A 24,786-nucleotide genomic window follows, 5' to 3' on the forward strand; every position below is an offset into this window, starting at 1 on the left:
CAGGGCCTACGACGCTCGACCGCGCGCGGCAGCGCGGCGCGAGGAACGAGCGACGGGCTCGCGCCATCGGACTCAATCGACGTCGACGGGGACCTTGGAGGTGGTGGTCGTGGGATGCGAGCGCAGATGTCGGTCGAACTTCTGGCCGCTGGCGATGCCGCCGACGTAGAACGCCACGATGGCGATCGCGATGCCGGCGAGGTCGTCGGCGACGTAGTGCCAGCCGAAGTACAGCGTGGCGATCACGGTGAGGCCGAAGTTGACCCAGAAGATCCACTTGAGGACCTTCGAGTGCAGCGTGTACTGCACCATCAACGCGATCAGCAGGGTGATCGCGGTGTGCAGGCTGGCGAAGCCGGCGATCGAGTTCACCGATCGGGTCGCGCCGCCGTAGAGCACGTTGCCGCGCGCGTTGACGATGCTGTCCATCAGGTCCGTGGTGCCGGTGTGGGCCAGCGAGGTGTACTCCGGCCAGAACGCGATGCCGGGACCCAGGGTCGGCAGCAGGTAGTAGGACAGCGTGCCGAGCGACCAGGCCAGGCACTGGGAGGTCACGAACCAGTAGCCGAAGGACAGATTGCGCGACCACACCAGCCACGCGGTCAGGCCGAGCGGCACCAGCGGCAGGAACATCAGGTAGATCGGCGACAGGACGTGTGCCGTGAGGCTGGTGCCGAAGACGGCGTGCAGGACGTCGCTCGGGTCGTGGCCGAAGAACATGACCCGGTCCATGATGTGCAGCTCGCGGTCGTAGGACAGCGCCTTGACCACACCCGGCTCGGCGTCCGGGTCGGAGCGCACGAACGGCAGGAACGACTTGAGGTTCCGGTAGCTGACGTAGGTCAGGTAGAAGCTGATGACGCCGATCGCGACCAGCGTCGCGCGCTCCTTGGTCCAGTGCGTCTTCAGCCGCTCGCGCACGACCGGGATCACCCGGCTGGGACGGCCGTGGGCCTTCCACAGCGCCAGGGGCAGCAGGTCGAGCAGCAGGGCGCCGAGGAGAAGCAGCGGCAGCCGGATGTACGACGGGCCCAGGAAGCTGCCCTCCGGGTCGAGAAGCCGGCGATCGAGCTTCCACGCGGTGAAGACAGCGAGGCCCAGCATGAGCGCGGCCGTGCCGATGAGGAGGGTGTAGGCGCGGCGATACACCCGACGGATCCTACGGTGCCCCTCCAGCCGGCCCGGTGGCAGCGCCCGGCAGGACGGCGATGGCGTGCGCTTCGACACGTACGACGACGGGCCGGCCCGGCTCCACGACCCACCCTGGAGCGCCGATCGCGTCCAGGTCGCCGACGCCTTCGACCGACACCACGAGCCGTCCGGCGTCGGGGGCCGGGCGGAAGCTGCGGACGACGGCCGGGATCCCGTCGCCCGGGGTCCCCTCGCCCGGCCCGGAGCCCGGCCCGGGGCCGGCCAGCACCGCGGACGGGCGCAGTGCGACGGCGCCCGCGGCCGGCGGCAGTCCGGCCCGGCGCAGCAGCGTGGCGGCGGCCGCCCCGTCCAGCACCCGGCCGTAGCCGAGGAAGAGAGCGGTGTCCGCATCGGCCGGGTGCGCCCAGACGTCACCGGTGGGTCCCTCCTGGACGATGCGCCCGGCCCGCATCACCGCCAGCCGGTCGGCCACCGCGAAGGCCTCCTCCTGGTCGTGGGTGACCAGCAGCGCCGTCGTACCGGACTCGACGAGGATGCGACGCAGGTCGGCGGCCAGCCGGCCGCGCAGGCCGGTGTCGAGCGCGCTGAGTGGCTCGTCGAGCAGCAGCAGCCGAGGCCGGGCGGCGAGCGAGCGGGCCAGCGCGACCCGCTGCCGCTCGCCGCCGGACAGGGTGCGGGGCAGGCGGTCGGCGTACCCGCCCAGGCCCACCAGGTCGAGCAGCGCCGCGACCTCCGTGCGGATGTCGGCCCGGGAGGCGCCCTGCAGGCGGCGGGCGTACCCGACGTTGCGCGCGACGGTGAGGTGGTCGAAGAGCTGGCCGTCCTGGAACATCAGCGCGAACCCGCGCCGGTGGGTGGGCGTGCCGGCGAGGTCGGCGCCGTCGCAGGCGATCCGGCCCGCGGCGAGCGGCTCGAGTCCGGCGACGGCTCGCAGCAGCGTGGACTTGCCACAGCCGGACGGTCCGAGGACGGCGAGCACGTCGCCGTCCGCGACACTCAGTCGGACGTCGTCGACGGCCGGTGTCCCGTCGAAGGTGACGGTGGCTCCCTGCAGGTCGAGCATCACCATGCTCCTACTCCCGGCACCCGCAGGCGCTCGACGACGAGGATCACACCCGCGGTGACGGCGGCGAGCACCACCGACGCCGCCATCGCGGTGCCGTAGTTGAGGGCACCGGGATGCCCGAGCAGACGGTAGATCACGACCGGCAGGGTCGGCTCGGCCGGCCGCACGATGAACGACGTCGCGCCGAACTCCCCCAGGGAGACGGCGAACGCGAAGCCCGCGGCGGCCAGCAGCGGGCGCCAGACGACGGCGAGGTCGACGGTCAGCAGGGTGCGCACCGGGCCCGCGCCGAGGGAGGCCGCCGCCTGCCGCTGGCGATCGTCGATGCCCGCCAGCACCGGCACCAGGACGCGGACGACGAGCGGCAGCGCCACCAGCGCCTGGGCGATCGGCACCAGCAGGGGGCTGGCGCGCAGGTCGAGCGGCGGCCGGTCGAGCGCGATGAGGAAGCCGAACCCGAGCGTGACCGCCGAGACGCCCAGCGGCAGCATGAAGAAGCCGTCGAGCACCGCCCGCGCCCGCCGCCCCGCACGGGTGCGGACCGTGCGGGTGACGACGAAGGCCACGATCAGGCCCAGCGTGAGGGACATCCAGGTGGCGTCGACCGCGATCCGCAGCGAGGCCGTGAGGGCGTCGGTCACCGACACCTGCAACAGTCCGTCGGCCGAGCCGGTGAGAGCTCGGTAGTGCGCGAGGGTCCAGCGGCCGTCGCGGCGGACCGAGCCGATCAGCAAGGCCAGCACCGGCAGGGCCACGAGCCCGAGGGTCAGCAGCGTGACCGCCAGGGCCGGGGCGTCGCGCCACCGTGGCCGCGCCGGTGCGGGGACGACCCGCCGCACCGTCGGGTCCGGTACGGCGCGCAGCCGGCCCACCACGACGAGCAGGGCCACGACCGCGAGCATCTGCACGAGCGAGAGCGCCGCCGCCGCGGGCAGGTCGAGCAGGTCGGCGGTGAGCAGGTAGATCTCGGTCTCCACCGAGGAGTAGCGCACGCCGCCGAGGACGAGCACCACGCCGAACGCCGTGGCGCAGAACAGGAAGACCACGCTCGCGGCGGACACGATCGAGGGCCGCAGCGCCGGGAGGGTGACCGTGCGGAACACCTGGGCCGGCGTCGCCCCGAGTGCGGCCGCGGCCTCGCCCGGACGCCGGTCCAGACCCTCCCAGGCCGCGCCCACGGTCCGGATCACCACCGCCACGTTGAAGAAGACCAGGCCGATCAGGATCGCGACGGGGGTGCCGTCGAGGCCGAGCGCGCCCAGCGGTCCCGAGTCCGCGATCAGCTCGCGCACGGCCAGGCCGACGACGACCGTCGGCAGCACGAAGGGCACCAGCAGCGCGGTGCGCACCAGCGCCCGGCCGGGGAAGCGCAGCCGGTGCAGCACGTAGGCGGCCGGCAGGCCGAGCAGCACCGCGACCGCCGTGGCGACCGTGCTCGTCCACACCGTGAACCACAGCACCCGCCCGGTGCGGGGGCGGCGCAGCACGTCGAGCACCGCGCCGGGGTCGAACGCGCCGTCCGGCCAGACCCCCCGCTGCAGCATGGCTCCGACGGGCAACACGAAGAAGACGGCGACGACCGCGACCGGGACCGCGGCGAGCAGCCCCAGCCCCAGCCGCCGGACCATCATCGCGAGACGATCTCCGTCCACTGTTCGAGCCACGCCTGCCGCTCGGCGGCGATCTCGGCGGGTGCGACCTCCTCGGTGCGTTCCGGCCGCGGGGCGAAGGTCGCCCAGTCGGCGGGCAGCTCGGCGTCCGCGTCGACCGGGAAGACGTACATCGACTCCGGCAGCGCCGCCTGCACCTCGGGCGAGAGCAGCCAGTCGATCACCGCGTGGGCACCGGCGGTGTTGGTGTCATCGCCCGCCAGCACGCCGGCGTACTCCACCTGCCGGAAGCAGCCGTCGAGCAGCGCGCTCGTCGTCGACCGCTGCCCCGCCTCGTCGAGGGTGAACGCCGGCGAGGAGTCGTAGGACACGACGATCGGCCGGTCGCCGCCGGAGAAGGTGAAGTCGGTGTAGTAGGCGTCCGACCAGCCCTTGACGACCTTGGCGCCGTTGGCCACGAGCTTCGTCCAGTACGACGACCAGTCGTCGCCGTACCGGCCGATGGTCGCCAGCAGGAAGGCCAGGCCGGGCGAGCTGGTGCTGGCGCCCGGGATCACGAAGAGGTCGCGATAGGCGGGCTTCGTGAGGTCGTCCAGCGTCGTGGGAGCGGGCACGCCCTCACCCTCGAACCAGGCGTCGTCGACGTTGACGCAGACGCTGCCGGTGTCGACCGGTGTGAGCGCGTCGTCCTCGTCGCCCGACAGCTCGTAGGCGTCGGCGCCCGCCGGCAGTGTCGGGGCGTACGACGCGAACACGCCTTCGTCGACCGCGCGGGTCGCGAAGGTGTTGTCGACGCCGAACACCACGTCGCCGACGGGATTGCTCTTGGTGAGCACCAGCTCGTTGGTCAACGCACCGGCGTCCTCGAGCTTGCTGATCCTCAGGTCGTAGCCGGTGTCCTTCTCGAACGCCGCCACGAGCTCGTCGGGGATCGCGAAGGACTCGTGGGTCACCAGGGTGACCGTCGTGTCCTCAGCCCGGTCGCCGGCCCGGTCGCCGTCGCTCTCGCTGCCGATCAGCGAGCAGCCGCTCGCCAGGAGGGCGGACGTCGTGAGGGCCGCCAGGCCGAGGCCCCTGAGGCGGCCAGTGAGCATGCGCGTACGCATCGGATGACTCCCTTCGCCGGTGCTAACCGGATCAGGTTCGGAGGGTCTGCGGCCCGCGCCGCACTCTCAGCACCCCCGTGGGTGCTCCCCTGTCTGACGCCGCCAGTCTAGGCCGTCCCGGCGCGGCCCCGCGCGCGGGCCGCGGCCGTCAGCGCGCGGTGTAGACGACGCCGTCCGGGTGATCCGTGGCCGTGGCCTGACCGCGGGCGACCAGCAGGTCGAGGTGGGCCTTGGTCTCCATCGCGGCCATGCCCTGGCTGAAGACGTCGAGCTCGGCGAAGGCCCGCTCGTGCCGGGTCCAGCCGAGGTCCTTGGCGACGACCAAGGAGGTGACGGCACCGCGGTCCACGAGCGAGGCCAGGCACAGGGCGAGCCGGTGCTCGTGGTGGGCGAGCAGCTCGTCGACCCGGGCGTACGACGAGGGGGCGACCGGGCCGTGCGCGGGCAGGATGCGCAGGTCGGGCAGCTCGCGGACCCGCGCGAGCGAGGCCATGAACTGGCCCAGCGGCTGGTCGGCGGGCGGCGCGGTGAAGCCGATCGACGGCGTGATCGTGGGCAGCACGTGGTCGCCGGCGAACAGGACTCCCTCACGCTGGTCGGCGTACACGTAGTGGCCGGGGGTGTGGCCGGGGGTGTGCACGGCGTCGATCCGCCGGCGGCCGATGTCGAAGGTGCGGTCGCCGTCGAGCCACACGTCGGGGAAGGCCCAGTCGGCGGCGTCGGGGAGCGCGCCGTCGTGTCCCTCGCGCCACTGATCGGCGACCTCCTCGGCACCCGCGGAGCGCAGCATGTCGAGGAACGGGCTCTCACCGAGGTCGGCCTCGGAGGCGCGGTGGAGCAGCTCGAGCGCGGGCTGCTCCTCGGCGCCGAGCACCACCTCGGCGCCGTACTCGTGGCCGAGGACGGTCGCGAGCGTGAAGTGGTCGCGGTGCACGTGGGTGACCAGGAACCGCCTGATGTCACCGAAGCCGGAGTCGATCGAGCGCAGGCTCTTGTCGAGGAGCTCGCGCGCGACCGGGATCGACCAGCCACCGTCGATCAGCGTGAGGCCGTCGTCGCCCTGCACGACGTACACGTTGATCGCCTTGAGCGCGTCCATCGGGAGGGGCAGCGGGATCCGCCAGATCCCGTCGGCGACCTGCCACGCGCCCTCGTCGGACCAATAGCGACCGGAGTCGGGTGAGACGGCGTGGCCGGTGGCGATCCCTCCAGTGGTCATGAAGGCACTCTAGGTGGCATTCACATCCGGCCGGAGATCGGGTAGCTGGAGGTCGAGGTTCGGCTCCTGGATCCCGCCGTCGACCTCCAGCATCTTGCCGGTGACGTACTTCCCCGCCGGGGACGCCAGGTAGACCACCGCCGCAGCGATGTCCTCGGCCTCGCCGATCCGGCCGAGCGGCGTCGCCTCCTCCAGCTGGGTCCTCATCTCCGGCACGCCGGCGACGAACTCCAGCGCACTGGTCATCACCGAGCCGACGAAGACGCCGTTCACCCGGATCTCCGGGTTGAGGTCGGTGGCGGCGAGCCGCGACCAGTGGGCGAGGGCCGCTTTCGCGGTGCCGTACGCGAGATAGCCGCGCCCGGCCAGGCGCCCCATCGCCGAGGAGATGGAGGTGATCGACTTCTGCCGCCCCTCCCCTGCCGAGGCCAGCATCAGTGGCACGGCGGCCCGGCTGAGCGCGTGCGCGGTCGCGACGTTGAAGTGGAACGCCTCCTCCAGGTAGGCGACGTCGGTGTCGAGGAAGGCGTTCGGGATGGTGCCACCGACGTTGTTGACGACGACGTCGAGCCGACCGAACGCGTCGTACGCCTGTTGCGCGAGGCCCGCGACCTCCTCGGTGTGCGCGAGGTTCGCGGGTACGACGAGGGCCCGGCGCCCGGCGTCCTCGATCCGCCGCGCCACCTCCTTCAGCTGCGCCTCGGTGCGCGAGGAGAGGACGACGTCCGCACCCGCCTCGGCGAGCGCGACCGCGGTGGCGGCGCCGATCCCGCGGCCGGCCCCGGTGACGACAGCGACATGGTCGGTGAGCCGGAACCGGTCGAGGATGCTCATCGCGTCGTACCGCTGACGAGGCCGCGGCCGGTCACGAGCGGCAGGTCGAGCGCGGTGACCAGGCCCGGCCTCGCCGCGACGACCGCCGGGATCGCGTTGATCAGCCGCTGGGCGGTGACGATCATGCCCGAGACGTTGTGGTCGCCGTGCTCGCCGTGGTGGGTGAACTCGAGCTTCATGCACGGCTCGCCCGTGACCTCGATGCGGTAGCAACCGTCGCCCTCGTGGGGCGTGGGCCAGTCGGGCTCGGCCGCGGCGTCGGTGCGGGTGACGTGCTCCAGGGTGATCCGCGGGACGCCGTCGACGGTGCCGATGACCCGGAACAGCACCGATCCCATCGTCCCCTCCTCGATGTCGAGGGAGACCGTGCTGACCGAGCGCGGCGCCGGCCGACGGGTGACCTCCTCGACGAGCGGCTCGTCCAGGGTCACGCCGAGGCCGGCCGCGATGACCCGGACGACCGGGCCCCAGGCCGTGGTCAGGATGCCCGGCTCCCACAGCAGTGGCTTGGCGTCCAGCGGCTGTCCGAAGCCGAACAGGTCGCGCATCACGACCGGCTGGTAGTAGGTCGAGTAGTCGGCGATCTCGCTGACCCTGACGTGGTCGATGCGCTGGCTGAGGCTGGTGAGCACCAGCGGCAGCACGTCGTTGGCGAAGCCCGGGTCGATGCCGTTGACGTGCAGGCTGGCGTCGCCCTGCCGGCCCGCCTCGTCGATCTGGTCGATCATCTCGGCCGGCAGCGTGCCGTCGCGGTGGAGCAGGATGACCGGACCGGACGAGACGACGTTGACGCCGTCGCGGATCAGCTCGGTGAGGTCCGCGATCGACTCGAACACCCGGTCGTCGGTCATCGCGCCGTGCACGATGCAGTCGGGGCGGAGCGCGACCAGCTCGTCGCGGTCCGTCGTCGCCCTGATCCCGAGCTCGCGGTCGAGACCGGCGAGCAGGCCGGCGTCCTGGCCGTGCTTCTCCGGGGTCGACGTCCACACGCCGACCAGCTCGAGGTCGGGATGGGCGTCGACGCCGACGATCGCGTGGCGGCCGATCGTCCCGGTGGACCAGACGACGACCCGCAGGGGCTTCTCAGGGATGGCCTGTGACATGCGGGTCAATGTAGAACAGGTTCTAGTTTCTGGGAAGGCCCAGGTCAGCGCGGGCCGGGGATGACCTCGCCCGGCGCCCATTCCGGGCAGCGGGTCCCGGAGTAGATCGTCGGCATGCACCGGTTGCAGTGGATGCAGATGCCGCGACTCGCCTCGCCGCCCCGGAGCCGGTCGACCAGGTCCGGCTCCCGGAGCAGCGCGCGGCCCATGACCACGAAGTCGAAGCCGTCGGCCATCGCCTGCCGCATGGTCGCCAGCTCGTTGATGCCGCCGAGCAGCATCAGCGGCATCGCGACCGCGCCGCGGAGCCGGAGCGCCTTCTCGCGGAAGTAGGCCTCCTCGAAGTCGTAGCGCTTGAGGAAGCCGCGCCCCGCCGGGGTCCGCATCCCCCACCGCACCAACGGCGGCATGGTCGCGGCGAACTCCGCGAGCGGCACGCCACCGCGGAAGAGGTACATCGGGTTCATCAGGGACGAGCCGCCGGAGAGCTGCAGCGCGTCGAGGTGGCCGTCGGCCTCCAGCAGCTGCGCGAGCTCGATGCTCGTCTCCGTCGTCACGCCGCCGGAGAAGCCGTCGGAGACGGACACCTTCGCGGTCACCGCGGCGGCGTCCCCCACCTCCTCCCGCACGACCCGCGCGACCTGCCGCGCGAGCCGGGCCCGCCGCTCCAGCGGGCCACCCCACCGGTCGCGACGTCGGTTGAGGCCGGGGGCCAGGAAGGACGAGATCAGGTACGAGTGCGCCATGTGCAGCTCAAGCACGTCGAACCCGGCGCGCACCAGGGTGCGCGCGGCGTCGACGTACGCGCGGGTGACCCGGGTGAGGTCACGCTCGGACGCGGCGCGGATCATCTGCATCGACAGCGGGCTCGGCATCGGGCTGGCGGCGATCGCGTGGACGCCGTTGGAGCGGCCGTTGGCGACCGGGCCGGCGTGCCCGACCTGGCCGGCGATCTTCGCTCCGGTCGCGTGGATCTCGTCGGCCAGCCGGGCCAGGCCCGGCCGGGTCGCCTCGCCCACGACGATCTGCTCGCGGTGGGTGCGGCCGTCGGGCGCGACGGCGAGATAGGCGACGGTGGTCAGCCCGACGCCGCCGGCGGCGGGCGCCCGGTGGTAGGCGATCAGCTCGTCGGTGACCACGCCGTCCGGCGTACGTCCCTCGAAGGTCGCGGCCTTGACCGTCCGATTGCGCAGGCGGACCGGACCGAGCTCGGCCGGGGCGAAGACGTCGGGGATGCTCACCCGGCGCACTCTAGACCCGCAGTGGAACACGTTCTAGGAGTCCGGGCTCCGCAACAGCGTGAACTCGTCATCTATTGCGAACGGCCGGACCGTCCTAGGCTCCGGAGCATGGCCAAGACCCTCTGGCGGGACCGCAACAACGCCCTCGACCCGGAGACGGACTATGTCGAGATCTACCAGAACCTCGCGCTCTACGAGTTCACCTGGGACCTGACCCAGGCGCTCAGCTTCGCGCTCTTCCGGACCTACGCCGTGCCGAGCATCGGCCGGCTCCTCGACGAGACCGGCGCATTCACCGGCGCCGTCCAGAAGAGGTACGACGACACGGCGCTGCTCCTCGAGGCGCCGTTCGTGCACGGCTTCGACTCCGAGGCGGGCCGGACCGCGATGCGGCGGATCAACCAGATGCACCGGATGTACGACATCTCCAACGACGACTTCCGCTACGTCCTGTCGACCTTCGTCGTCGTCCCCAAGCGCTGGCTCGACGACTACGGCTGGCGCTCCCTCAGCGACGGCGAGCTGCGCGCGAGCGTCAACTACTACCGCGCGCTCGGGCGGCACATGGGGATCAAGGACATCCCGGAGACCTACGACGCGTTCCTGCACCTGATGGACGACTACGAGCGGGCCCACTTCGACTTCGACGCGGGCGGCCGCCGGGTCGCGGACTCCACGCTGCGCCTGCTCGCGACGTTCTACCCACGCCCGCTGCGCAAGCCGGTCGACCTGTTCAGCCGCGGGCTGATGGACCAGCCGCTGCGCGAGGCCTTCGCGTACCCCGACCCGGGCCCGGTCGTCCGCCGCCTCAGCGTCGGCGCGATGCGGATCCGGGCCCGGCTGCTGCGCTACACCCCGTCCAACCGTCGGCCGACGTTCACCGCAGACCTGCCCCGGATCAAGAGCTATCCCGACGGCTACCGGCTCGCCGACCTCGGCACCTTCCCCGTGCCGGGTACGGGCGGCTGCCCGGTGCGGCACGACGCCTCCGTGGCTCCCGGCTGATCTGGTCGTCGTACCGGGCATTCCTGTCGTCCTTCGGGCCAGATCACGACCGATCTGTCCGGTACGACGGCGAGATCAGCCTCCGAAGCGAGGCGTCCGCTTCTCCAGGAACGCGGCCACGCCCTCCCGCCCGTCGGGGCTGTCGGCGAGAGCCCGGATGGAGAGCGTCTCCTTGCGCAGGGCGGACTCCGGCGCGGGCGCGGCGACCTCGCGGAGCAGGCGCTTGGCGGCGGCCTGGGCGGTGACCGAGCCGGCGGCCAGGTCGGCCACGATCTGGTCGGCGGTGGCGGCCAGCTCGTCGGCGGGTACGACGCGCGCGACCAGCCCGGCGTCGTACGCCTCCTGCGCGGTGAGCAGATCCCCCAGGAGCGCGACGCGCAGCGCGCGGTGCAGGCCGAGGGTGTGGACCAGCAGCGAGCTGCCGCCGTCGGGCGAGAGGCCCACCTTCGTGTAGGCGAGGCTGAATCTCGCCCGTACGGCGGCGACCACGATGTCGGCCGCGGCGGCGAGCGGGAAGCCGGCGCCGGCCGCGGTGCCCTGAACGACGCTGACGACGATGGCCTCGGAGCGGACCAGCTCGCTGACGACCCGGTGCAGCGCCTCGGCGAGGTCGTCGATGAAGCCGGCGACGTCCTCGGCCTCGGCGAAGGCGCCGAGGTCGCCACCCACGGAGAAGAACCGGCCCTCGGCCGCGAGCACGATCACCCAGGCGGCGTCACGGTGTGCGGAGCGGACCGCGTCGTGGAGCTGCGCCACCGAGGCGTGGTGGATCGGGTTGCCGCGGTCGCCGTCGGCGAGCGTGATCCGGGCGACGCCGTCGGCGTACGCGTAGCGGACGAAGGTCTCGGTCATCGGCTCGGTCCTCGGTCTCAGCGGAACTGGTCGTGCAGGGCGGGCGGCAGGTCGAACAGCGGGTCGCGGTTCAACTCGGCACGCCCGAGGGTGGTCAGGTGGGCCTCGTCGGGGCCGTCGAAGATCCGCATCGCGCGGTGCCAGGCGTAGAGCGACGCGAGCGGCGTCGCGTCGCTGATGCCCGCGGCGCCGTGGAGCTGGATGGCCCGGTCGATGACGGAGAGGACGGCGCGGGGCACCGCGATCTTGGCGGAGGCGATCAGGTGCCGGGCGCCCTTGTTGCCCTCGGCGTCGACCGTGTGCGCGGCCAGGTGGCACAGGGCGCGGGCCTGGTCGAGCTCGACGCGCGACTCGGCGATCTTCTCCCGCACCGCCGACTGCTCGGCGAGGAGGCCCCCGAAGGCCGTGCGGGTCTTCGCCCGATCGACCATCATCGCGAGCGCGCGCTCACCGGCGCCGAGCGCCCGCATCACGTGGTGGATCCGGCCGGGGCCCAGCCGCATCTGGGCGGCCGCGAAGCCCCCGCCCTCCTCGCCGAGCAGGTTGCCGACGGGGACGCGGGCGTCGGTGAACTCGATGACGGTGTGGCCGTGCTGGTCCTGCCGGCCGAACACGGGGTACGAGCGCTTGATCTCCACACCGGGCGTGTCGACCGGGACGATCAGCATCGACTGCTGACGGTGCGTGGCCGCCTCGGGATCGGTCTTGCCCATCACGATGAGCACCCGGCACCGCGGGTCGGCCGCGCCGGTGATCCACCACTTGCGGCCGTTGACGACGTACTCGTCGCCGTCGCGCTCGATCCGGGTCTCGACGTTCGTGGCGTCGGAGGAGGCGACCGCGGGCTCGGTCATCGCGAATGCCGAGCGGATCTCGCCGTCCAGCAGCGGTCGCAGCCAGCGCTGCTTCTGCTCGTCGGTGCCGACCAGGTGCAGCAGCTCCATGTTGCCGGTGTCCGGCGCCTGGCAGTTGATCGCCTCCGGCGCCAGCTCGAGGCTCCAGCCGGACAGCTCCGCGATCGGCGCGTACTCCAGCTGGGTCAGCCCGGACTCGCTCGGCAGGAAGAGGTTCCACAGGCCGCGGGCCCGGGCCTTGACCTTCAGCTCCTCGACGACCGTCGGCACGGTGTGGTCGTCCGGGCCGGCGGCCTCGCGGTAGCGCTCGTAGGCCTCCTCGGCCGGGAACACGTCCTCGGCGAGGAAGCGGCGCATCTCGTCGTACAGGCGCAGGGCCTGTTCGCTCGGCGCGGCGTAGGCGGGATACATCGGCGAGGGCCCGGTCATGGGGGCCACTATGGCGCACCCGCTCGGTGCAGGACTCACCGGTCGACCGGTTGTTCCGACACTCACGAAGCGCAGTCGCCGGTGTCGACCTCGCCGTCGTCGGTGCCGGGGGCGGTGCCGGCGCGCGCGCTGGCCTGCACCTGCTGAGCGGTGAGGGCGTACCCGGTCTCGGGGTCGGTCACCGACGCGGCGAAGACGACGCCCGCGACCTTGCCCTGCGGCGTGACGATCGGGCCGCCCGAGTTGCCGGGCCGCACCAGGCCGCGCAGTGAGTAGACCTCGCGGACGACGGTGCCGGCGCCATAGATGTCGGGCGAACGGAGGTTCTGCATGGCGCGTATCCGACCGGTCTGGACGTCGAACGGACCGTCCTGCGGGTAGCCGACGATCGCCACCGGGTCCTCGGCGCCGACGCCGGTGTCGAACCTCAACACCGGTGCGTCGTCGGTCTCCACGGCCAGGACGGCGACGTCGAGGTCGCGGTCGTAGAGGACGACCCGGGCCAGCTCGGTGCCGCCGCCGATGCTCACCTCCGGATCCTCGACGCCGGCGACGACGTGGGCGTTGGTCATCACCCGGTCCTCGGCGAAGACGAATCCGGTGCCCTCGACCCCGCGGCCGCAGCGGTTGCCGCCCCGGATCTTGACGACGCTGGAGCGGGTCGCGTCGACCCGGTCGGAGCCCGGCAGGTCGGCGGGCCCGGGCGCGACCTCCACGATCCGCTCCGGGGCGAACGGCTCGAGGTAACGGGGGAAGAAGCCGGTGCCGACCACGTTGTTGAACGCCTGCAGCGCGTTGGGTGCCGACTCGGGGAGCGCCTCGTTGACCTTCGAGAGCACCGCGGAGCCGCGCACCATCGAGGTGACCGAGCCGATCCGGGTCCCGGAGATCGCGACCCCGAGCGCCCAGGCCACGAGAAGGACCGCGAGCGCACTGAGCAGGGCACCGCCGACGGCGTCGAGGGCGCGGGCAGGCTGCCAGGTGATCCGCTCGCGCACCCGCGCGCCGGCGTACTGCAACACGGCCTGGCCGAGCGAGGCGCAGAGGATCACGATGAACAGCGCGCCCAGGGAGACGGCCAACGACGGGTCGAGGCCGCCGAGGACCAGCGGTGCCAGCAGGATGCCGCCCAGACCGCCCGACAGCAGCCCGATCGTCGCGAAGGCGCCGGTGATGAAGCCCTGCCAGTAGCCGGAGAGGGCATAGGCGGCGACGAGGACGACGAGCAGCCAGTCGAGGACGTTCACTCGTTGGGCTCCAGGATGTCCATGCCGTCCCCCGCATCGTCGTCGACAGCCGCCGCGGCGGCCGTCCGGCGGACGTGCTCGGCGAGCATGTAGTCCGGGAGATCATGCACCGGTGGGTCCGTCACCGGGGGGAGCCACCCGAGGAAGTCGAAGAACCGGGTCAGGATCCCGCCCGTGAAGCCCCACAGGATGACGTCCTTGTCGGGGCCGATGAGGAAGCCAGGGCCCATCCAGCCCCCGGGGTGGCGGACCTGGATCCGGTGCTCGGGCGCGAACAGCTCCTCGAGCGTCACCCGATGGATCGCGTGCACCTCCTGCGGGGAGGCGACCCGGATCGGAGCCGGCTCCCGCCACCACCCGAGGACGGGCGTCACCGCGAAGTTGGACGGCGGCAGCCACAGCTCGGGCAGCGTGCCGAAGACCTCGACGCCGGCGGGGTCGACGCCGATCTCCTCATCGGCCTCGCGCAGCGCGGCCTCGACCACCGTCTCCCCGGGATCGATGCTGCCGCCCGGGAAGGAGACCTGACCGGGGTGGGAGCGCATGTCGTGGGCGCGCTCGGTGAGCAGGACGTCGTGGTCGCCGAAGAGCATGAGCACCGCGCCCCGGCGTACGGGCTTGTCCTTGGGCGGCAGGAACGCGGTCAGGTGGCTGCCGCTGATCCGGCGCGCGCCCTGGGCGACGGGGTGCAGCCAGGCGGGCAGGCCCGCCGGCAGCTCGGCCGGGACGTCGGCGGCCTCGTCGGTCACGACGCCGCCCGGGCGGTGAGGTCGAGGCCGAGGTACGTCGCCACCATGGCGACGATCTCGTCGGGCGAGGTCACGCCGCCGGTGTGCGGCCGGGACACGGTGCCGTCGGCGGCGACGAAGAGGAAGAACGGCAGGCCGATGCCGAGGTCGGCGTCGGTCTCCTCGAGGTCGCCGCAGCCGTCGGCCAGGGAGGGGTAGGTGACGCCGCTCTGCCGCGCCAGGTCGATGGCCGCCCCGGGATAGGTGTCGAGCCAGTTGACGCCCAGCACGGTGATCCGGTCGCCGTAGGACTGGTAGAACTCCTGCAGCGCAGGCATCTCCTTGCGGCACGGGCCGCAGTTGGACGCCCAGAAGTTGAGGACCGCCGGGCCGCGGACCTGGGACAGCGCCGCGCCGTCCGCACCACCGAGGCAGTCGAGCTCGAGGTCGGGCAGCTGCGCGGCGGCACCGTCGGCCACCAACCAGGCCGCCGGGTCGCAGTCGGCGATGCCGGCCGCCTCACGGTCCTCGATCAGCTCGGGCGTCGTCGCATCGACCTTGCACGCGAAGGCCGGCGCCACGCTGTCGCAGCCCGTGAGCAGCACGCCCGCCGCCATCAGGGCGACGGCGGCGGCGCGAAGGCGCATCAGTTGGGCCCCTCAGCGCGGACCAGCTTCTCCGCCTCGATCGGGTCCGTCGGTCCGGTGCCGTAGGACGGGCACCATCGGGCGACCGGGCAGGCACCGCACGCTGGCTTCTTGGCGTGACAGCGTCGCCTGCCGTGCCAGATCAGATGGTGCGACAGCATGGTCCAGTCGCGCTTCGGGAAGAGCGCCCCGACAGCGTGCTCGACCTTCACCGGGTCGGTCTCCTCGGTCCACCCGAGCCGACGGGCCAGCCGGCCGAAGTGGGTGTCGACCGTGATCCCGGGCATGTCGAAGGCGTTGCCGAGCACCACGTTGGCGGTCTTGCGGCCCACCCCCGGCAGCGTGACGAGGTCGTCGAGCCGGGCAGGCACCTGGCCGTCGTAGCGTTCGACGAGCGCCGCGCTGAGCTTGAGCAGCGACTCGGTCTTGGCCCGGAAGAACCCCAGCGGACCCACGATCTGCTCCAGGTGGGCGCGATCGGCGGCGGCCATCGACGGCGGGTCGGGGTAGGCGGCGAACAGCGTCGGGCGCACCGCGTTGACGCGCTTGTCGGTCGTCTGCGCCGACAGCACGGTGACGACGAGGCACTCGAAGGGGTTGTCGAAGTCGAGCTCGGCCTTGGCGTCGGGGTAGGTCTCGCCGAGCACCCGGTCGATCTTGCGGGCCCTCCGGACGAGCTGGGTCGACGTCTCCTCGGTAGTGTCGATCGGCCGCACGGAGGCCACCCTACGGTGTGCCTCCGACAGCGCGGGCCGGTGTCTCCGAGGGGGACATGCCGGACGCGGCACTAGGTGTGACATCACGCACTGGCTAGGATGCCGCAGACCGGGTTTTACGCAACTTTGGAGGAAGCGTGGACAACGACGTACTCCGTCAGGCGCCACTGTTCAGTGCCCTCGACGACGAGGCAATGGCAGGGCTGCGCACGTCGCTGGCCACCACCCGGCTCCGCCGCGGCGAGGTGCTGTTCCACGAGGGCGACAGCGGCGACAAGCTGTACGTCGTCCTCGAGGGCAAGGTGAAGCTCGGCCGCACCTCGTCCGACGGCCGCGAGAACCTGCTCGCGATCATGGGCCCCGGGCAGATGTTCGGCGAGCTCTCCCTCTTCGATCCGGGCCCGCGCTCGGCCACCGTCACCTGCGTCACCGACGCCGAGTTCGCCTCGCTGTCGCACGAGGACCTGCTGCGCTGGCTCGAGGGGCGCCCGACGGTCGCCCGCGGTCTGCTCGCCCAGCTGGCCGCGCGGCTGCGCAAGGCCAACGACGTGGTCGCCGACCTGGTCTTCTCCGACGTCCCCGGCCGCGTCGCCAAGGCGCTGCTCGACCTCGCCGACCGCTTCGGCCGCACCGCCGACGACGGCGTACACGTCCACCACGACCTCACCCAGGAGGAGCTCGCCCAGCTGGTCGGCGCCTCCCGAGAGACGGTCAACAAGGCGCTCGCCGACTTCGCCTCGCGCGGCTGGCTGCGCCTGGAGCCCCGCTCCGTCGTCATCCTCGACATGGAGCGGATGTCGCGCCGGGCCCGCTGAGCCCTGGTCCGCGGGAGCCGCGGTTTCATCACGTGATGTAGGCGAAGGGTCGCTTCTGTAGCGGAGCTCCACTACAGAAGCGCGGGTTCGGCTACATAACGTGATGAAACCAACCGCGCAGACCGACCCCGCGGCTCAGCCCGGGCCAGGCTCAGCGGCGGGCGAGGTACGCCAGCTGGGACCGCACCGACTGCTCGGCCGCCCCCCACAGGGACTCGTCGACGTCGGCGTACACCACCTCGACGACCTGGCGCGGCAGCGTCGGGTGGTCGCCGACGTCCGGGGGCAGCTCGTCCGGCGACAGGCCGAGGCGCGGTAGCGCGGCCTCGACCTGGGCGAGCCGGTCGCGGCGGTGTACGACGTAGTGGTCGAGCACGGCCGCGGCGTCCGGCAGGACCGGGCCGTGGGCCGGCCACAGGGACGCGACGCGGCCGTCGGTGACGAGCGACCGCATCCGGGCGATGGAGTCGAAGTAGGCGCCGAGGTCGCCGTCGGGGTGCGTGATCACGGTCGTCCCGCGGCCCAGCACCATGTCGCCGGTGAGCAGCGCGCCGTCGGCCTCGAGGAGCAGCGAGATGGAGTCGGCGGTGTGGCCGGGAGTGGTGAGGACCTCGATGTCGAGGCCACCGACGGACAGCACCTCGCCGTCCGAGATCGGGTCCGAGCGCCAGCACTGCGCCGCGTCGAGACCCCGCACACCGCAGCCCATCCGCTCCGCGAAGGAGCGGGCCGCCTCGGTGTGGTCGAGGTGATGATGGGTCACGACGACGGCGTCCACCTGGCCCGCGACCGCGGCGACGGCGTCCAGGTGCTCGTCGTGCAGCGGCCCCGGGTCGACGACGATCGAACGCTCGGAGCCGGGCTCCCTCAGGATCCAGGTGTTGGTGCCGTCGAGCGTCATCAGGCCGGGGTTGGGCGCGAGCACACAACGACCCCGGTCGCCGTACGAACCGCCGTGCCAGGGGTCCATCAGGCCCTCCGCGCCGCGACGAGCGGGCGCAGCTCGTCGGGCATCGACAGGGCGTGACCGTCGCCGAGCGGCTCGACCTCCGGCGTGAACATCGTGACCGCCCGCCCTCCGCTCGCCGCGATCACCTCGGCGGGGGTGGCGTGCGTGCCGACCTCCAGGCAGGTCAGGTACGTCGGCGGCAGCATGGCCAGCTCTCCCGTGTCGGCGGCGTCGGCGGCCGCCGCGGCACCGACCCAGACCACCTCGGAGGACTCACTGGACACGTCGCGCGTGACCTGTCCCTCCGGGAGCTGCGCGACGAAGAACCAGGTGCGGTAGCGCTTCGGCTCGAACACAGGCGTCAGCCAGCCGCTCCAGATGCCCAGCAGGTCGGTGCGCAGCACCAGTCCCCGACGGTCGAGGAAGTCGGTCATGGCCAGCTCGTGCGACTCCAGGGCGACCCGGTCGGTCTCCCACTCGTCGCCGGTGGTGTCCGCGACGACGCTGTCGGCGGAGGTGCCGGCCAGCAGCACCCCGGACTCCTCGAACGTCTCACGGACCGCGGCGCAGACCAGAGCCCTCGCCACGTCCTCGGTCGTGCCGAGGCGCGCCGCCCACTCCGCCGGCGCCGGGCCGGCCCACGCCACGGTGTGGTCGTAGTCGCGCGGGTCGACGCCACCGCCGGGGAACACGCACATGCCGCCGGCGAAGGCCATCGAGACCTGCCGCCGCAGCAGGTAGACCTCCGGCTCGCCGGAGGCGCCGGGCCGCAGCACGACCACCGTCGCCGCGTCGCGCGGGACGGCGGCCTCACGCCGGCCGTCGGCGTACTCCGCCGCCAGGTCGGCGAGCCTCGCGGGGAGCTGAACCGGCGGCAACGGGACGGACGTCACGCGGCGCCGCCGATCTCGGCGATCACCTCGACCTCGACCGGCGCGTCCAGCGGGAGCACGGGTACGCCGACCGCGGAGCGCGCATGCACGCCCGCGTCGCCGAACACCTCGGCGAACAGCTCGGAGGCGCCGTTGGCGACGCCCGGCTGGCCGGTGAAGTCGGGCGTCGAGGCCACGAAGGCGACGACCTTCACGATGCGCACCTGGCTCAGGTCGCCGGCGATCGAGCGGATCGCGGCGATCGCGTTGAGCGCGCACTGGCGCGCACAGGCGTAGGCGTCGTCGGCGCCCACCGTGTCGCCGACCTTGCCGGTGGCCATCAGCGCGCCGTCGCGCATCGGCAGCTGGCCGGAGGTGTAGACCCGCTCGCCGCTGCGGACGGCGGGGATGTAGGCCGCCACCGGCGGGACGACCTCGGGCACCGTCAGGCCGAGCTCCGCCAGCCTCTCCTCGGGAGTCGTCATGCCTCAGCCCTCGATCGGGCGCTTGAAGTAGGCGATGTCATTGCCGCCCTGGCCGGGGACGAGGACGACGAGCTCCCAGCCGTCCTGGCCGAAGTTGTTGAGGATCTGCGCCGCGACATGGTTCAAGACCGGCGCCACCTGGTACTCCCACTTGGTCATGCTCCGCACCCTACTCAGTGCCGATCGACGCGAGCACGTCGCTCGTGCCTCGCGCCGTGCTGCCGCGCGCGCAGTTGGCTTCCGTCGGTCCTGCCTTCGCCTGGCGGCACACGTCCGGCACGGTGGAAGCACCGCTCTCGTCGGCTCCGGTCGCCGTCCCTCGCTCCCTACACCTCCTCGCCCGGCGTCCCCACCGTCGCCTCGGAGAGATTCGGAGGCGCAAAGCATCGGCGGATCAGCCGTAGCGGTTCACGACCCAGAGCAGCTCGCGGTAGGCGTCGTCGTCCTCGGGCGGGGGCGGGTCGACGTCCTGGGTGGTGCGCAGGGTCTGCGGGTCGACCGGCGGAGGCAGGTGCCTGTAGCGCTCCAGTCGCGACTGCTCGGCCATGGACGGCTCCTTCCGACACCTCGATGGTACGCCGCGGATCCACCCGTGGTCTGACGTTCGCGACCCGGCCGCCGTCTACGGTGGCCCGGTGGCCGGACCTGCCCTGGGAGCGCACCGACAGCCGTGGCGGCTCGGACCGCGCGGCGAACGATGGTTCGACGTCGCCCTGACGGCGGTCCTGCTGCTGCCGGTCCTGCCGTACCTGTTCTTCGTCGACGTCGCCGACGGCCTGCTGATGTTCGCGCAGATCACGCCGTTGCTGTTCCGGCGCCGGTACCCCGTCGCGGTGTTCGCCGCCGTCGCAACCGCGACGGCGGTCCAGCCGCTGCTCAACGACCACCCGCTGTGGAGCCAGTTCGCGTTCCCGGTCGCGGTCTACTCCGTCGCGCGGTACGCCGGCCCGCGGTGGGCCGCGGGCGCCCTCGGCACCGGCCTGGTCGGTGCCCTGGTCGCCGCGTTCGACTGGCTGCGCGGCTTCGGTGCCGACCTGCTGACCGTCGAGAACGTCACCGCCTACTCGGTCACCGTCGCGCTGTTCGCCGTCGTCGCCTGGACGCTCGGGACCCTCGGCCGGACCCGGCAGGCGTACGTCGACGCGCTGGTCGAGCGCGGCGCGCGGCTCGAGCGCGAGGCGGCTCAGCAGGCCGCGCTGGCGGCGATCGACGAGCGGCACCGGATCGCCCGCGAGATGCACGACGTGGTGGCGCACGGGCTGACCACGATCGTCGTGCAGGCCGACGGCGCCCGAGCGGCGGCGGCGCACGACCCGTCGGTGACCGGGCCGGCGCTGGCGACGATCGCGACGACCGGCCGGGAGGCGATCGCGGAGCTGCGCCGGATGCTCGGGCTGCTGCGCGCGGAGGAGGCGCCGACGACTCCCCAGCCTCGCCTCGGCGACCTCGCGGCACTCCTCGGCGAGGCACGTGCTGCCGGGACACGCGTCGTGGCCCAGCTCCCCGAGCCGGCGCCCGAGGTCTCGGACGGCGTCGCCCTGACGACGTACCGGATCGCGCAGGAGGCGCTCACCAACGTCCGTCGGCACGCGGGACCCGACGCTGCCGCGACCGTCGCGCTGCGGGTCGAGGCGGGCGCGGTCGTGGTCGAGGTGACCGACGACGGCCGGGGCGCGGCCGCTCCCGACGACGGCCGCGGACTCGGGCTCGCCGGGATGCGGGAGCGGGTGGCCGCCCACGGTGGCACCCTGACGACCGGGCCCGCGCCGGGTGGCGGCTTCGCGGTGTGCGCGAGGATCCCGCTGTGACCGAGCAGCACCGGCCGCCCGAGGCGACCTCCCCGACCGAGCCGATCCGGGTCTTCCTCGTCGACGACCAGGACCTGGTCCGCGCCGGGTTCCGGATGCTGATCGACAGCCAGCCCGACCTGAGCGTGGTCGGCGAGGCCGGCGACGGCGGCGAGGCACTGGAGCGACTCGCGGTGACGCGCTGCGACGTCGTCCTGATGGACGTGCGGATGCCGCGCCTCGACGGCGTCGAGGCCACCCGGCGGCTGGCTGATCGGCCCGATCCGCCGCAGGTGATCGTGCTGACCACCTTCGATCTCGACGAGTACGCCTTCGCCGCGATCCGGGCCGGGGCCGCGGCGTTCCTGCTCAAGGACGCGACCCCCGAGACCCTGCTCGACGCGATCCGGACCGTCCACGGCGGCGAGTCCGTGGTCGCCCCGAGCACCACCCGGCGCCTGCTCGAGCACTTCGCGGACGTCCTGCCCGACCCCGCGGCGCCGGGCCCCGACGCCCGGCTCGACAGCCTCACCGAGCGCGAGCGGGAGACCCTCGTCCTGGTCGGCCGCGGCCTGGCCAACGCCGAGATCGCCGCCGAGTTCGTGGTCTCCGAGGCGACGGTGAAGACCCACATCGGCCGGCTGTTGGCCAAGACCGGGTCCCGGGACCGCGTCCAGCTGGTCGTGCTGGCCTACGAGACCGGGCTCGTCCGCCCCTGACCCCCGTCGTACCGGACAGAACGGTTCTGAGTTCGCCCGATTTACGACCGTTTTGTCCGGTACGACGACCAGACCGGCCCCGAGGTCCACCCGTCGGCGGACGACGGATCAACCCGTGGCCTGACGATCGGGGGGGGCGATCCCGGCGAGGCTCGTCGGCATGACCTCGCTGACGTCCCCCCAACCCCCCGCGCCCACCGTCGCCCTCGCCGCCAGCGCCCGGGGCCTGATGAAGTCCTTCGGCCGCGACGACACCCTCGTCCACGCGCTCCGCGGTGTCGACCTCGACCTGCCCGCCGGCCGGTTCACGGCGATCATGGGGCCCTCCGGCTCCGGCAAGTCCACCCTCATGCACTGCCTGGCCGGGCTGGACCAGCCGACGGCCGGCGGGGTGACCGTCGCCGGCCAGGCGCTGGAAGGCATGGACGACGACACGCTGACCCGGTTCCGCCGCGACCACGTGGGCTTCGTCTTCCAGGCGTTCAACCTGCTGCCGATGCTGAGCGCCGCGCAGAACATCTGGCTGCCCACCGAGCTGGCCGGTCGGGACCGCGAGCGGTCCCTGCGCGAGCGCTTCGACGGCATCGTCGAGACCCTCGGCCTCACCGAGCGACTGACCCACCGGCCGGCCGAGCTGTCCGGCGGCCAGCAGCAGCGGGTCGCCATCGCCCGCGCCCTGCTGTCCGCGCCGGCGATCGTGTTCGCCGACGAGCCCACCGGCAACCTCGACAGCTCCAGCTCCGCCGAGGTGCTCTCGCTGCTGCGCCAGTCGGTGCGGGAGCTGGGCCAGACCGTCGTGATGGTCACCCACGAGACCGAGGCGGCGACGTACGCCGACGACGTCATCGTCCTCGCCGACGGCCGGATCACCGAGCGTCGTCAGGCTGCCGCCTGATGCGCACCGTCATCCTGGCGTCGCTGCGCACCCACACCCGCCGGTACGGCGCCGCGCTGCTCGCCATCGTCGTCGGATCCGCGTTCATCGTGGTCACCGCGGCCCTCTCCTCCGCGGTCCGCGACGGCCTGACCGCCGGCATCGGCGAGCCCTACGCGGGTGCCGACGCCGTCCTCGACCGTCCGTCCTCCGGCGATGCGGCCCGTCTGCTCGCCGCCGCGCCGGGGGACGACGCCGACGCGTGGCTGGTCGGCTGGACCATGCAGCAGGTCGCCCGCGAGGGCAAGGTGATCGACTCCAGCACCGACATCGCCCAGGTGCCCGACCGCCCGGCCCACCGCTGGCAGGACCTGCTCGACGGCCGCTTCCCCGGCGCTCCCGGCGAGGCGCTCGTCGACACCAACGCGGCCAAGGCGAAGCAGCTCGCGCTGGGCGATCGGCTGCGGATCGGCACCGGCAGCAGCGCCCTGGAGGTCACCGTCGTCGGGATCGCGGACTCGCCGTCGAACCACGCGGTCGCGTCGGTCTACCTGCTCTGGTCCGACCTGTCCCGCTGGGCGGACAGCCTCTACGTCGGCAGTCTGGCCTGGAGCGGCGGCGGCTACGACGCCGCCCGGTCGGCCATCCGGACGGTCGTGCCGGACGCCGAGCCGACGACCGTCCCGGCGTTCCTCCAGGAGCTGCAGCGGGAGGTCAACAACGGCGTCGACATCATCCAGGTCGTCGTGCTGCTGTTCGGCGCGATCGCCCTCGTAGTGGCCGTCCTGGTCATCAACAACACGTTCACGATCCTCTTCGCCCAGCGCTCGCGGGACTTCGCGCTGCTGCGCTGCGTGGGCGCGACGCGCAGCCAGGTGCTGCGCTCGGTGCGCCTCGAGTCCGTCGCCCTCGGCGTCCTGGCCGCCATCATCGGCGTGCTGTCCGGCCTGGGGGCCGGCTACGGACTGGTGGCGCTGGTCCGCGCCCAGTGGCCGGGAGCCCGGCTGGGTCACGCCGACGTCGCGCCGGCGTGGCTGGCCGGCTCCGCGGCCGTCGCCGTCGGAGTGACCCTGGTCGCGGCGTGGCTGCCGACCCGGCGCGCGGTGCGGATCAGCCCACTCGCGGCCTTGCGCCCCGACGACAGCACCCAGGCGCGGACCCGCACCGGCCGGATCCGGATCGCGTTCGGCGCGGTCATGCTCGTCGCCGGCGTCCTCGGCCTCGTCGCCGCCGTCGCCACGGCCAATGTCGGCGCCCTCGCCGTCGGCGGCGCGACGGTCTTCCTCGGCGTGCTGCTCTTCGGCCCGATCCTGGTGCCGGCCCTGATCCGCGCCACCGGACCGCTCACCCGGCGGCTCCTCGGACCGGCCGGCCGGCTCGCCGCGGGCAACGCCGTGCGCAACCCGCGCCGGACCGCCGCCACGGTGGCCTCGCTGCTCATCGGCGTCACGTTGACGACCGCCGTCCTCACCGGCATGGCGAGCTCCCGCTCCGCCGTCTCGGCAGAGATGGACGAGCAGTACTCGATCGACCTCACGGTGACCGCCCAGGGCCCGCTGCCGGCGGACGCCGTGGACCGGCTCGCCGCGGTCGACGGAGTCGCCGCCGCCGTACCCGTCCCGGGCGCGGTCGCCACGATCGATGACCTCGCGCCCCTCCCGCTCCTGCCGGCCTCGGCCGACGGCGACGCGACCGTGCTGCACGGTGCGCTCCCCACCCCGGGGCCACGTCAGGTGCTGGTGCCCTGGGATCTGCTCGGCGACGGCCTCGAGGTCGGCGACGTCGTGCCGGTCACGGTCGGCGACAGGACCCGGGAGCTCCGCGTGGCCGGCGGCGAGGGCTGGGGCGAGGCCGCCCTGGTCCGGCGTACGACGCTCGACGCCCTCGCGCCCGCAGCGGCGGTCCACGCCGTATGGCTGCGGGCAGCGGGGGACGCCGACCCGGAGGATCTGGCCGGCTCGGTGGAGGCCATCGCCGCGCCGGTCGACGCGGGCGTGGAGAACGGCCTGGCCAAGCGGTCCTACGTCGACCTGCAGCTGGACGTGCTCACCGGCGGCGTCGTGGGCCTGCTCGCCATCGCGGTCCTGATCGCCCTCGTCGGCATCGGCAACACGCTCGGGCTCTCGGTGCTCGAACGCGGACGCGAGCACGCACTGCTGCGGGCCCTCGGGCTCACCCGCCGCCAGGTCCGCCGGATGCTGGCCACCGAGGCCGTGCTGCTGTCCCTCGTCGCGACCGTGCTCGGCACCGCGCTGGGCGTCGTCTTCGCCTGGACCGCGGTCCGCGCGCTCGTGCAGCCCGCGATCGACGGGGCCGGCCTGGTCCTGCCGTGGGGTCAGTTGGGCCTGGTCGTGACGATCGCCGCCCTGGCGGGGCTCGTGGCCGCCGTCGTCCCGTCCCGGCGGGCATCGCGGATCGCCCCGGCGGCGGGACTCTCGCTGGACTGACCCCCGACGTGGGGACGCACCATTAGGCT

General features: G+C 73.0%; 25 protein-coding genes and 1 riboswitch. Of the genes, 6 read left to right on the forward strand and 19 right to left on the reverse strand.

What is annotated here, in order from left to right; all coding sequences use genetic code 11:
* Positions 1–72: 72 nt before the first annotated feature.
* The 8 genes from RB608_RS14160 to RB608_RS14195 all read right to left on the reverse strand — a co-directional run bounded on the left by RB608_RS14160 (position 73) and on the right by RB608_RS14195 (position 9,331).
* Positions 73–1,149, reverse strand: a complete 1,077-nt coding sequence (locus RB608_RS14160) for a phosphatase PAP2 family protein (protein ID WP_308088615.1) — start codon at positions 1,147–1,149, stop codon at positions 73–75.
* Positions 1,150–1,159: 10 nt separating this feature from the next.
* Positions 1,160–2,215 (reverse strand): ABC transporter ATP-binding protein, encoded by a 1,056-nt coding sequence (locus RB608_RS14165; protein ID WP_308088616.1) that lies wholly within the window; start codon positions 2,213–2,215, stop codon positions 1,160–1,162.
* Positions 2,215–3,849, reverse strand: coding sequence for an ABC transporter permease subunit (locus RB608_RS14170; protein WP_308088617.1), 1,635 nt, complete (start codon positions 3,847–3,849; stop codon positions 2,215–2,217). The genes RB608_RS14165 and RB608_RS14170 overlap by 1 nt, the downstream gene beginning before the upstream one ends.
* Positions 3,846–4,922: a thiamine ABC transporter substrate-binding protein gene (locus tag RB608_RS14175; RefSeq protein WP_308088618.1), complete on the reverse strand. Its 1,077-nt coding sequence runs from the start codon at positions 4,920–4,922 to the stop codon at positions 3,846–3,848. Before RB608_RS14175 ends, RB608_RS14170 begins: the two co-directional genes overlap by 4 nt.
* Positions 4,923–4,925: 3 nt before the next feature.
* A riboswitch (TPP riboswitch) is annotated at positions 4,926–5,035 on the reverse strand.
* Positions 5,036–5,082: 47 nt separating this feature from the next.
* On the reverse strand, positions 5,083–6,153 hold the full coding sequence (locus RB608_RS14180) for an MBL fold metallo-hydrolase (protein ID WP_308088619.1): 1,071 nt from the start codon (positions 6,151–6,153) through the stop codon (positions 5,083–5,085).
* A 9-nt stretch (positions 6,154–6,162) separates the two neighbouring features.
* Complete coding sequence (locus tag RB608_RS14185) at positions 6,163–6,987, reverse strand: SDR family oxidoreductase (protein ID WP_308088620.1); 825 nt, start codon at positions 6,985–6,987, stop codon at positions 6,163–6,165.
* Positions 6,984–8,090, reverse strand: coding sequence for a diacylglycerol kinase (locus RB608_RS14190; RefSeq protein ID WP_308088621.1), 1,107 nt, complete (start codon positions 8,088–8,090; stop codon positions 6,984–6,986). The genes RB608_RS14185 and RB608_RS14190 overlap by 4 nt, the downstream gene beginning before the upstream one ends.
* A 44-nt stretch (positions 8,091–8,134) precedes the next feature.
* The gene (locus RB608_RS14195) at positions 8,135–9,331 is read right to left on the reverse strand and encodes an NADH:flavin oxidoreductase (protein WP_308088623.1); all 1,197 of its coding nucleotides are present in this window, start codon (positions 9,329–9,331) and stop codon (positions 8,135–8,137) included.
* Positions 9,332–9,439: 108 nt separating this feature from the next.
* Here RB608_RS14195 and RB608_RS14200 point away from each other — a divergent pair, with 108 nt between their 5' ends.
* The gene (locus RB608_RS14200; protein WP_308088625.1) at positions 9,440–10,336 is read left to right on the forward strand and encodes an oxygenase MpaB family protein; all 897 of its coding nucleotides are present in this window, start codon (positions 9,440–9,442) and stop codon (positions 10,334–10,336) included.
* Positions 10,337–10,411: 75 nt separating this feature from the next.
* Here the strand turns inward: RB608_RS14200 and RB608_RS14205 are convergent, their stop codons facing one another.
* The 6 genes from RB608_RS14205 to nth form a co-directional block, all read right to left on the reverse strand.
* On the reverse strand, positions 10,412–11,188 hold the full coding sequence (locus RB608_RS14205; protein ID WP_308088626.1) for an enoyl-CoA hydratase-related protein: 777 nt from the start codon (positions 11,186–11,188) through the stop codon (positions 10,412–10,414).
* Between the two features lie 17 nt (positions 11,189–11,205).
* Positions 11,206–12,471, reverse strand: coding sequence for an acyl-CoA dehydrogenase family protein (locus RB608_RS14210; protein WP_308088628.1), 1,266 nt, complete (start codon positions 12,469–12,471; stop codon positions 11,206–11,208).
* Between the two features lie 62 nt (positions 12,472–12,533).
* A complete protein-coding gene (locus RB608_RS14215) occupies positions 12,534–13,718 on the reverse strand; it encodes a MarP family serine protease (protein WP_308088630.1) in 1,185 nt (394 codons plus the stop codon).
* Entirely contained in the window at positions 13,715–14,467 is a 753-nt protein-coding gene (locus RB608_RS14220) for a CoA pyrophosphatase (protein ID WP_308088631.1), read from the reverse strand. Before RB608_RS14220 ends, RB608_RS14215 begins: the two co-directional genes overlap by 4 nt.
* Positions 14,464–15,093, reverse strand: a complete 630-nt coding sequence (locus RB608_RS14225) for a TlpA disulfide reductase family protein (protein ID WP_308088632.1) — start codon at positions 15,091–15,093, stop codon at positions 14,464–14,466. The genes RB608_RS14220 and RB608_RS14225 overlap by 4 nt, the downstream gene beginning before the upstream one ends.
* Positions 15,093–15,809, reverse strand: coding sequence for an endonuclease III (nth, locus tag RB608_RS14230; protein ID WP_308088633.1), 717 nt, complete (start codon positions 15,807–15,809; stop codon positions 15,093–15,095). The genes RB608_RS14225 and nth overlap by 1 nt, the downstream gene beginning before the upstream one ends.
* A gap of 194 nt (positions 15,810–16,003) precedes the next feature.
* Between nth and RB608_RS14235 the strand changes: the two genes are divergently transcribed.
* The gene (locus RB608_RS14235) at positions 16,004–16,624 is read left to right on the forward strand and encodes a Crp/Fnr family transcriptional regulator (RefSeq protein ID WP_205126405.1); all 621 of its coding nucleotides are present in this window, start codon (positions 16,004–16,006) and stop codon (positions 16,622–16,624) included.
* Between the two features lie 151 nt (positions 16,625–16,775).
* On the opposite strand, the gene RB608_RS14240 is transcribed toward RB608_RS14235, so the two are convergent.
* From RB608_RS14240 to RB608_RS14260, 5 genes are all read right to left on the reverse strand, one after another.
* The gene (locus RB608_RS14240; RefSeq protein ID WP_308088634.1) at positions 16,776–17,594 is read right to left on the reverse strand and encodes an MBL fold metallo-hydrolase; all 819 of its coding nucleotides are present in this window, start codon (positions 17,592–17,594) and stop codon (positions 16,776–16,778) included.
* Positions 17,594–18,466 (reverse strand): NUDIX domain-containing protein, encoded by an 873-nt coding sequence (locus RB608_RS14245; RefSeq protein ID WP_308088636.1) that lies wholly within the window; start codon positions 18,464–18,466, stop codon positions 17,594–17,596. Before RB608_RS14245 ends, RB608_RS14240 begins: the two co-directional genes overlap by 1 nt.
* Positions 18,463–18,930 (reverse strand): RidA family protein, encoded by a 468-nt coding sequence (locus tag RB608_RS14250; RefSeq protein ID WP_308088637.1) that lies wholly within the window; start codon positions 18,928–18,930, stop codon positions 18,463–18,465. The genes RB608_RS14245 and RB608_RS14250 overlap by 4 nt, the downstream gene beginning before the upstream one ends.
* A gap of 3 nt (positions 18,931–18,933) precedes the next feature.
* The gene (locus RB608_RS14255) at positions 18,934–19,089 is read right to left on the reverse strand and encodes a DUF4177 domain-containing protein (protein WP_257426113.1); all 156 of its coding nucleotides are present in this window, start codon (positions 19,087–19,089) and stop codon (positions 18,934–18,936) included.
* Between the two features lie 235 nt (positions 19,090–19,324).
* A complete protein-coding gene (locus RB608_RS14260) occupies positions 19,325–19,477 on the reverse strand; it encodes a hypothetical protein (RefSeq protein WP_308088638.1) in 153 nt (50 codons plus the stop codon).
* 88 nt (positions 19,478–19,565) lie between these two features.
* Between RB608_RS14260 and RB608_RS14265 the strand changes: the two genes are divergently transcribed.
* The 4 genes from RB608_RS14265 (at position 19,566) to RB608_RS14280 (ending at position 24,757) form a co-directional block, all read left to right on the forward strand.
* Positions 19,566–20,738 carry a sensor histidine kinase gene (locus tag RB608_RS14265; RefSeq protein WP_308088639.1) on the forward strand — a complete coding sequence of 391 codons (1,173 nt, stop codon included), beginning with the start codon at positions 19,566–19,568 and terminating at the stop codon, positions 20,736–20,738.
* Positions 20,735–21,436: a response regulator transcription factor gene (locus tag RB608_RS14270; RefSeq protein ID WP_308088641.1), complete on the forward strand. Its 702-nt coding sequence runs from the start codon at positions 20,735–20,737 to the stop codon at positions 21,434–21,436. The genes RB608_RS14265 and RB608_RS14270 overlap by 4 nt, the downstream gene beginning before the upstream one ends.
* Before the next feature lie 160 nt (positions 21,437–21,596).
* Positions 21,597–22,331, forward strand: coding sequence for an ABC transporter ATP-binding protein (locus RB608_RS14275; RefSeq protein WP_308088642.1), 735 nt, complete (start codon positions 21,597–21,599; stop codon positions 22,329–22,331).
* Complete coding sequence (locus RB608_RS14280; protein WP_308088643.1) at positions 22,331–24,757, forward strand: FtsX-like permease family protein; 2,427 nt, start codon at positions 22,331–22,333, stop codon at positions 24,755–24,757. The genes RB608_RS14275 and RB608_RS14280 overlap by 1 nt, the downstream gene beginning before the upstream one ends.
* Positions 24,758–24,786: the final 29 nt, after the last annotated feature.

Source organism: Nocardioides sp. LHD-245 (assembly GCF_030929495.1).
Lineage (GTDB): Bacteria > Actinomycetota > Actinomycetes > Propionibacteriales > Nocardioidaceae > Nocardioides.

Coding starts and splice junctions, on each gene's coding strand:
- RB608_RS14205 (WP_308088626.1), bottom strand. CDS start 11,188: ATGACCGAGACCTTCGTCCGCTACGCGTACGCCGACGGCGTCGCCCGG.
- RB608_RS14175 (WP_308088618.1), bottom strand. CDS start 4,922: ATGCTCACTGGCCGCCTCAGGGGCCTCGGCCTGGCGGCCCTCACGACG.
- RB608_RS14170 (WP_308088617.1), bottom strand. CDS start 3,849: ATGATGGTCCGGCGGCTGGGGCTGGGGCTGCTCGCCGCGGTCCCGGTC.
- RB608_RS14185 (WP_308088620.1), bottom strand. CDS start 6,987: ATGAGCATCCTCGACCGGTTCCGGCTCACCGACCATGTCGCTGTCGTC.
- RB608_RS14235 (WP_205126405.1), top strand. CDS start 16,004: ATGGCAGGGCTGCGCACGTCGCTGGCCACCACCCGGCTCCGCCGCGGC.
- RB608_RS14275 (WP_308088642.1), top strand. CDS start 21,597: ATGACCTCGCTGACGTCCCCCCAACCCCCCGCGCCCACCGTCGCCCTC.
- RB608_RS14190 (WP_308088621.1), bottom strand. CDS start 8,090: ATGTCACAGGCCATCCCTGAGAAGCCCCTGCGGGTCGTCGTCTGGTCC.
- RB608_RS14255 (WP_257426113.1), bottom strand. CDS start 19,089: ATGACCAAGTGGGAGTACCAGGTGGCGCCGGTCTTGAACCATGTCGCG.
- RB608_RS14180 (WP_308088619.1), bottom strand. CDS start 6,153: ATGACCACTGGAGGGATCGCCACCGGCCACGCCGTCTCACCCGACTCC.
- RB608_RS14240 (WP_308088634.1), bottom strand. CDS start 17,594: ATGGACCCCTGGCACGGCGGTTCGTACGGCGACCGGGGTCGTTGTGTG.
- RB608_RS14210 (WP_308088628.1), bottom strand. CDS start 12,471: ATGACCGGGCCCTCGCCGATGTATCCCGCCTACGCCGCGCCGAGCGAA.
- RB608_RS14250 (WP_308088637.1), bottom strand. CDS start 18,930: ATGACGACTCCCGAGGAGAGGCTGGCGGAGCTCGGCCTGACGGTGCCC.
- RB608_RS14280 (WP_308088643.1), top strand. CDS start 22,331: ATGCGCACCGTCATCCTGGCGTCGCTGCGCACCCACACCCGCCGGTAC.
- RB608_RS14225 (WP_308088632.1), bottom strand. CDS start 15,093: ATGCGCCTTCGCGCCGCCGCCGTCGCCCTGATGGCGGCGGGCGTGCTG.
- RB608_RS14165 (WP_308088616.1), bottom strand. CDS start 2,215: ATGCTCGACCTGCAGGGAGCCACCGTCACCTTCGACGGGACACCGGCC.
- RB608_RS14200 (WP_308088625.1), top strand. CDS start 9,440: ATGGCCAAGACCCTCTGGCGGGACCGCAACAACGCCCTCGACCCGGAG.
- RB608_RS14260 (WP_308088638.1), bottom strand. CDS start 19,477: ATGGCCGAGCAGTCGCGACTGGAGCGCTACAGGCACCTGCCTCCGCCG.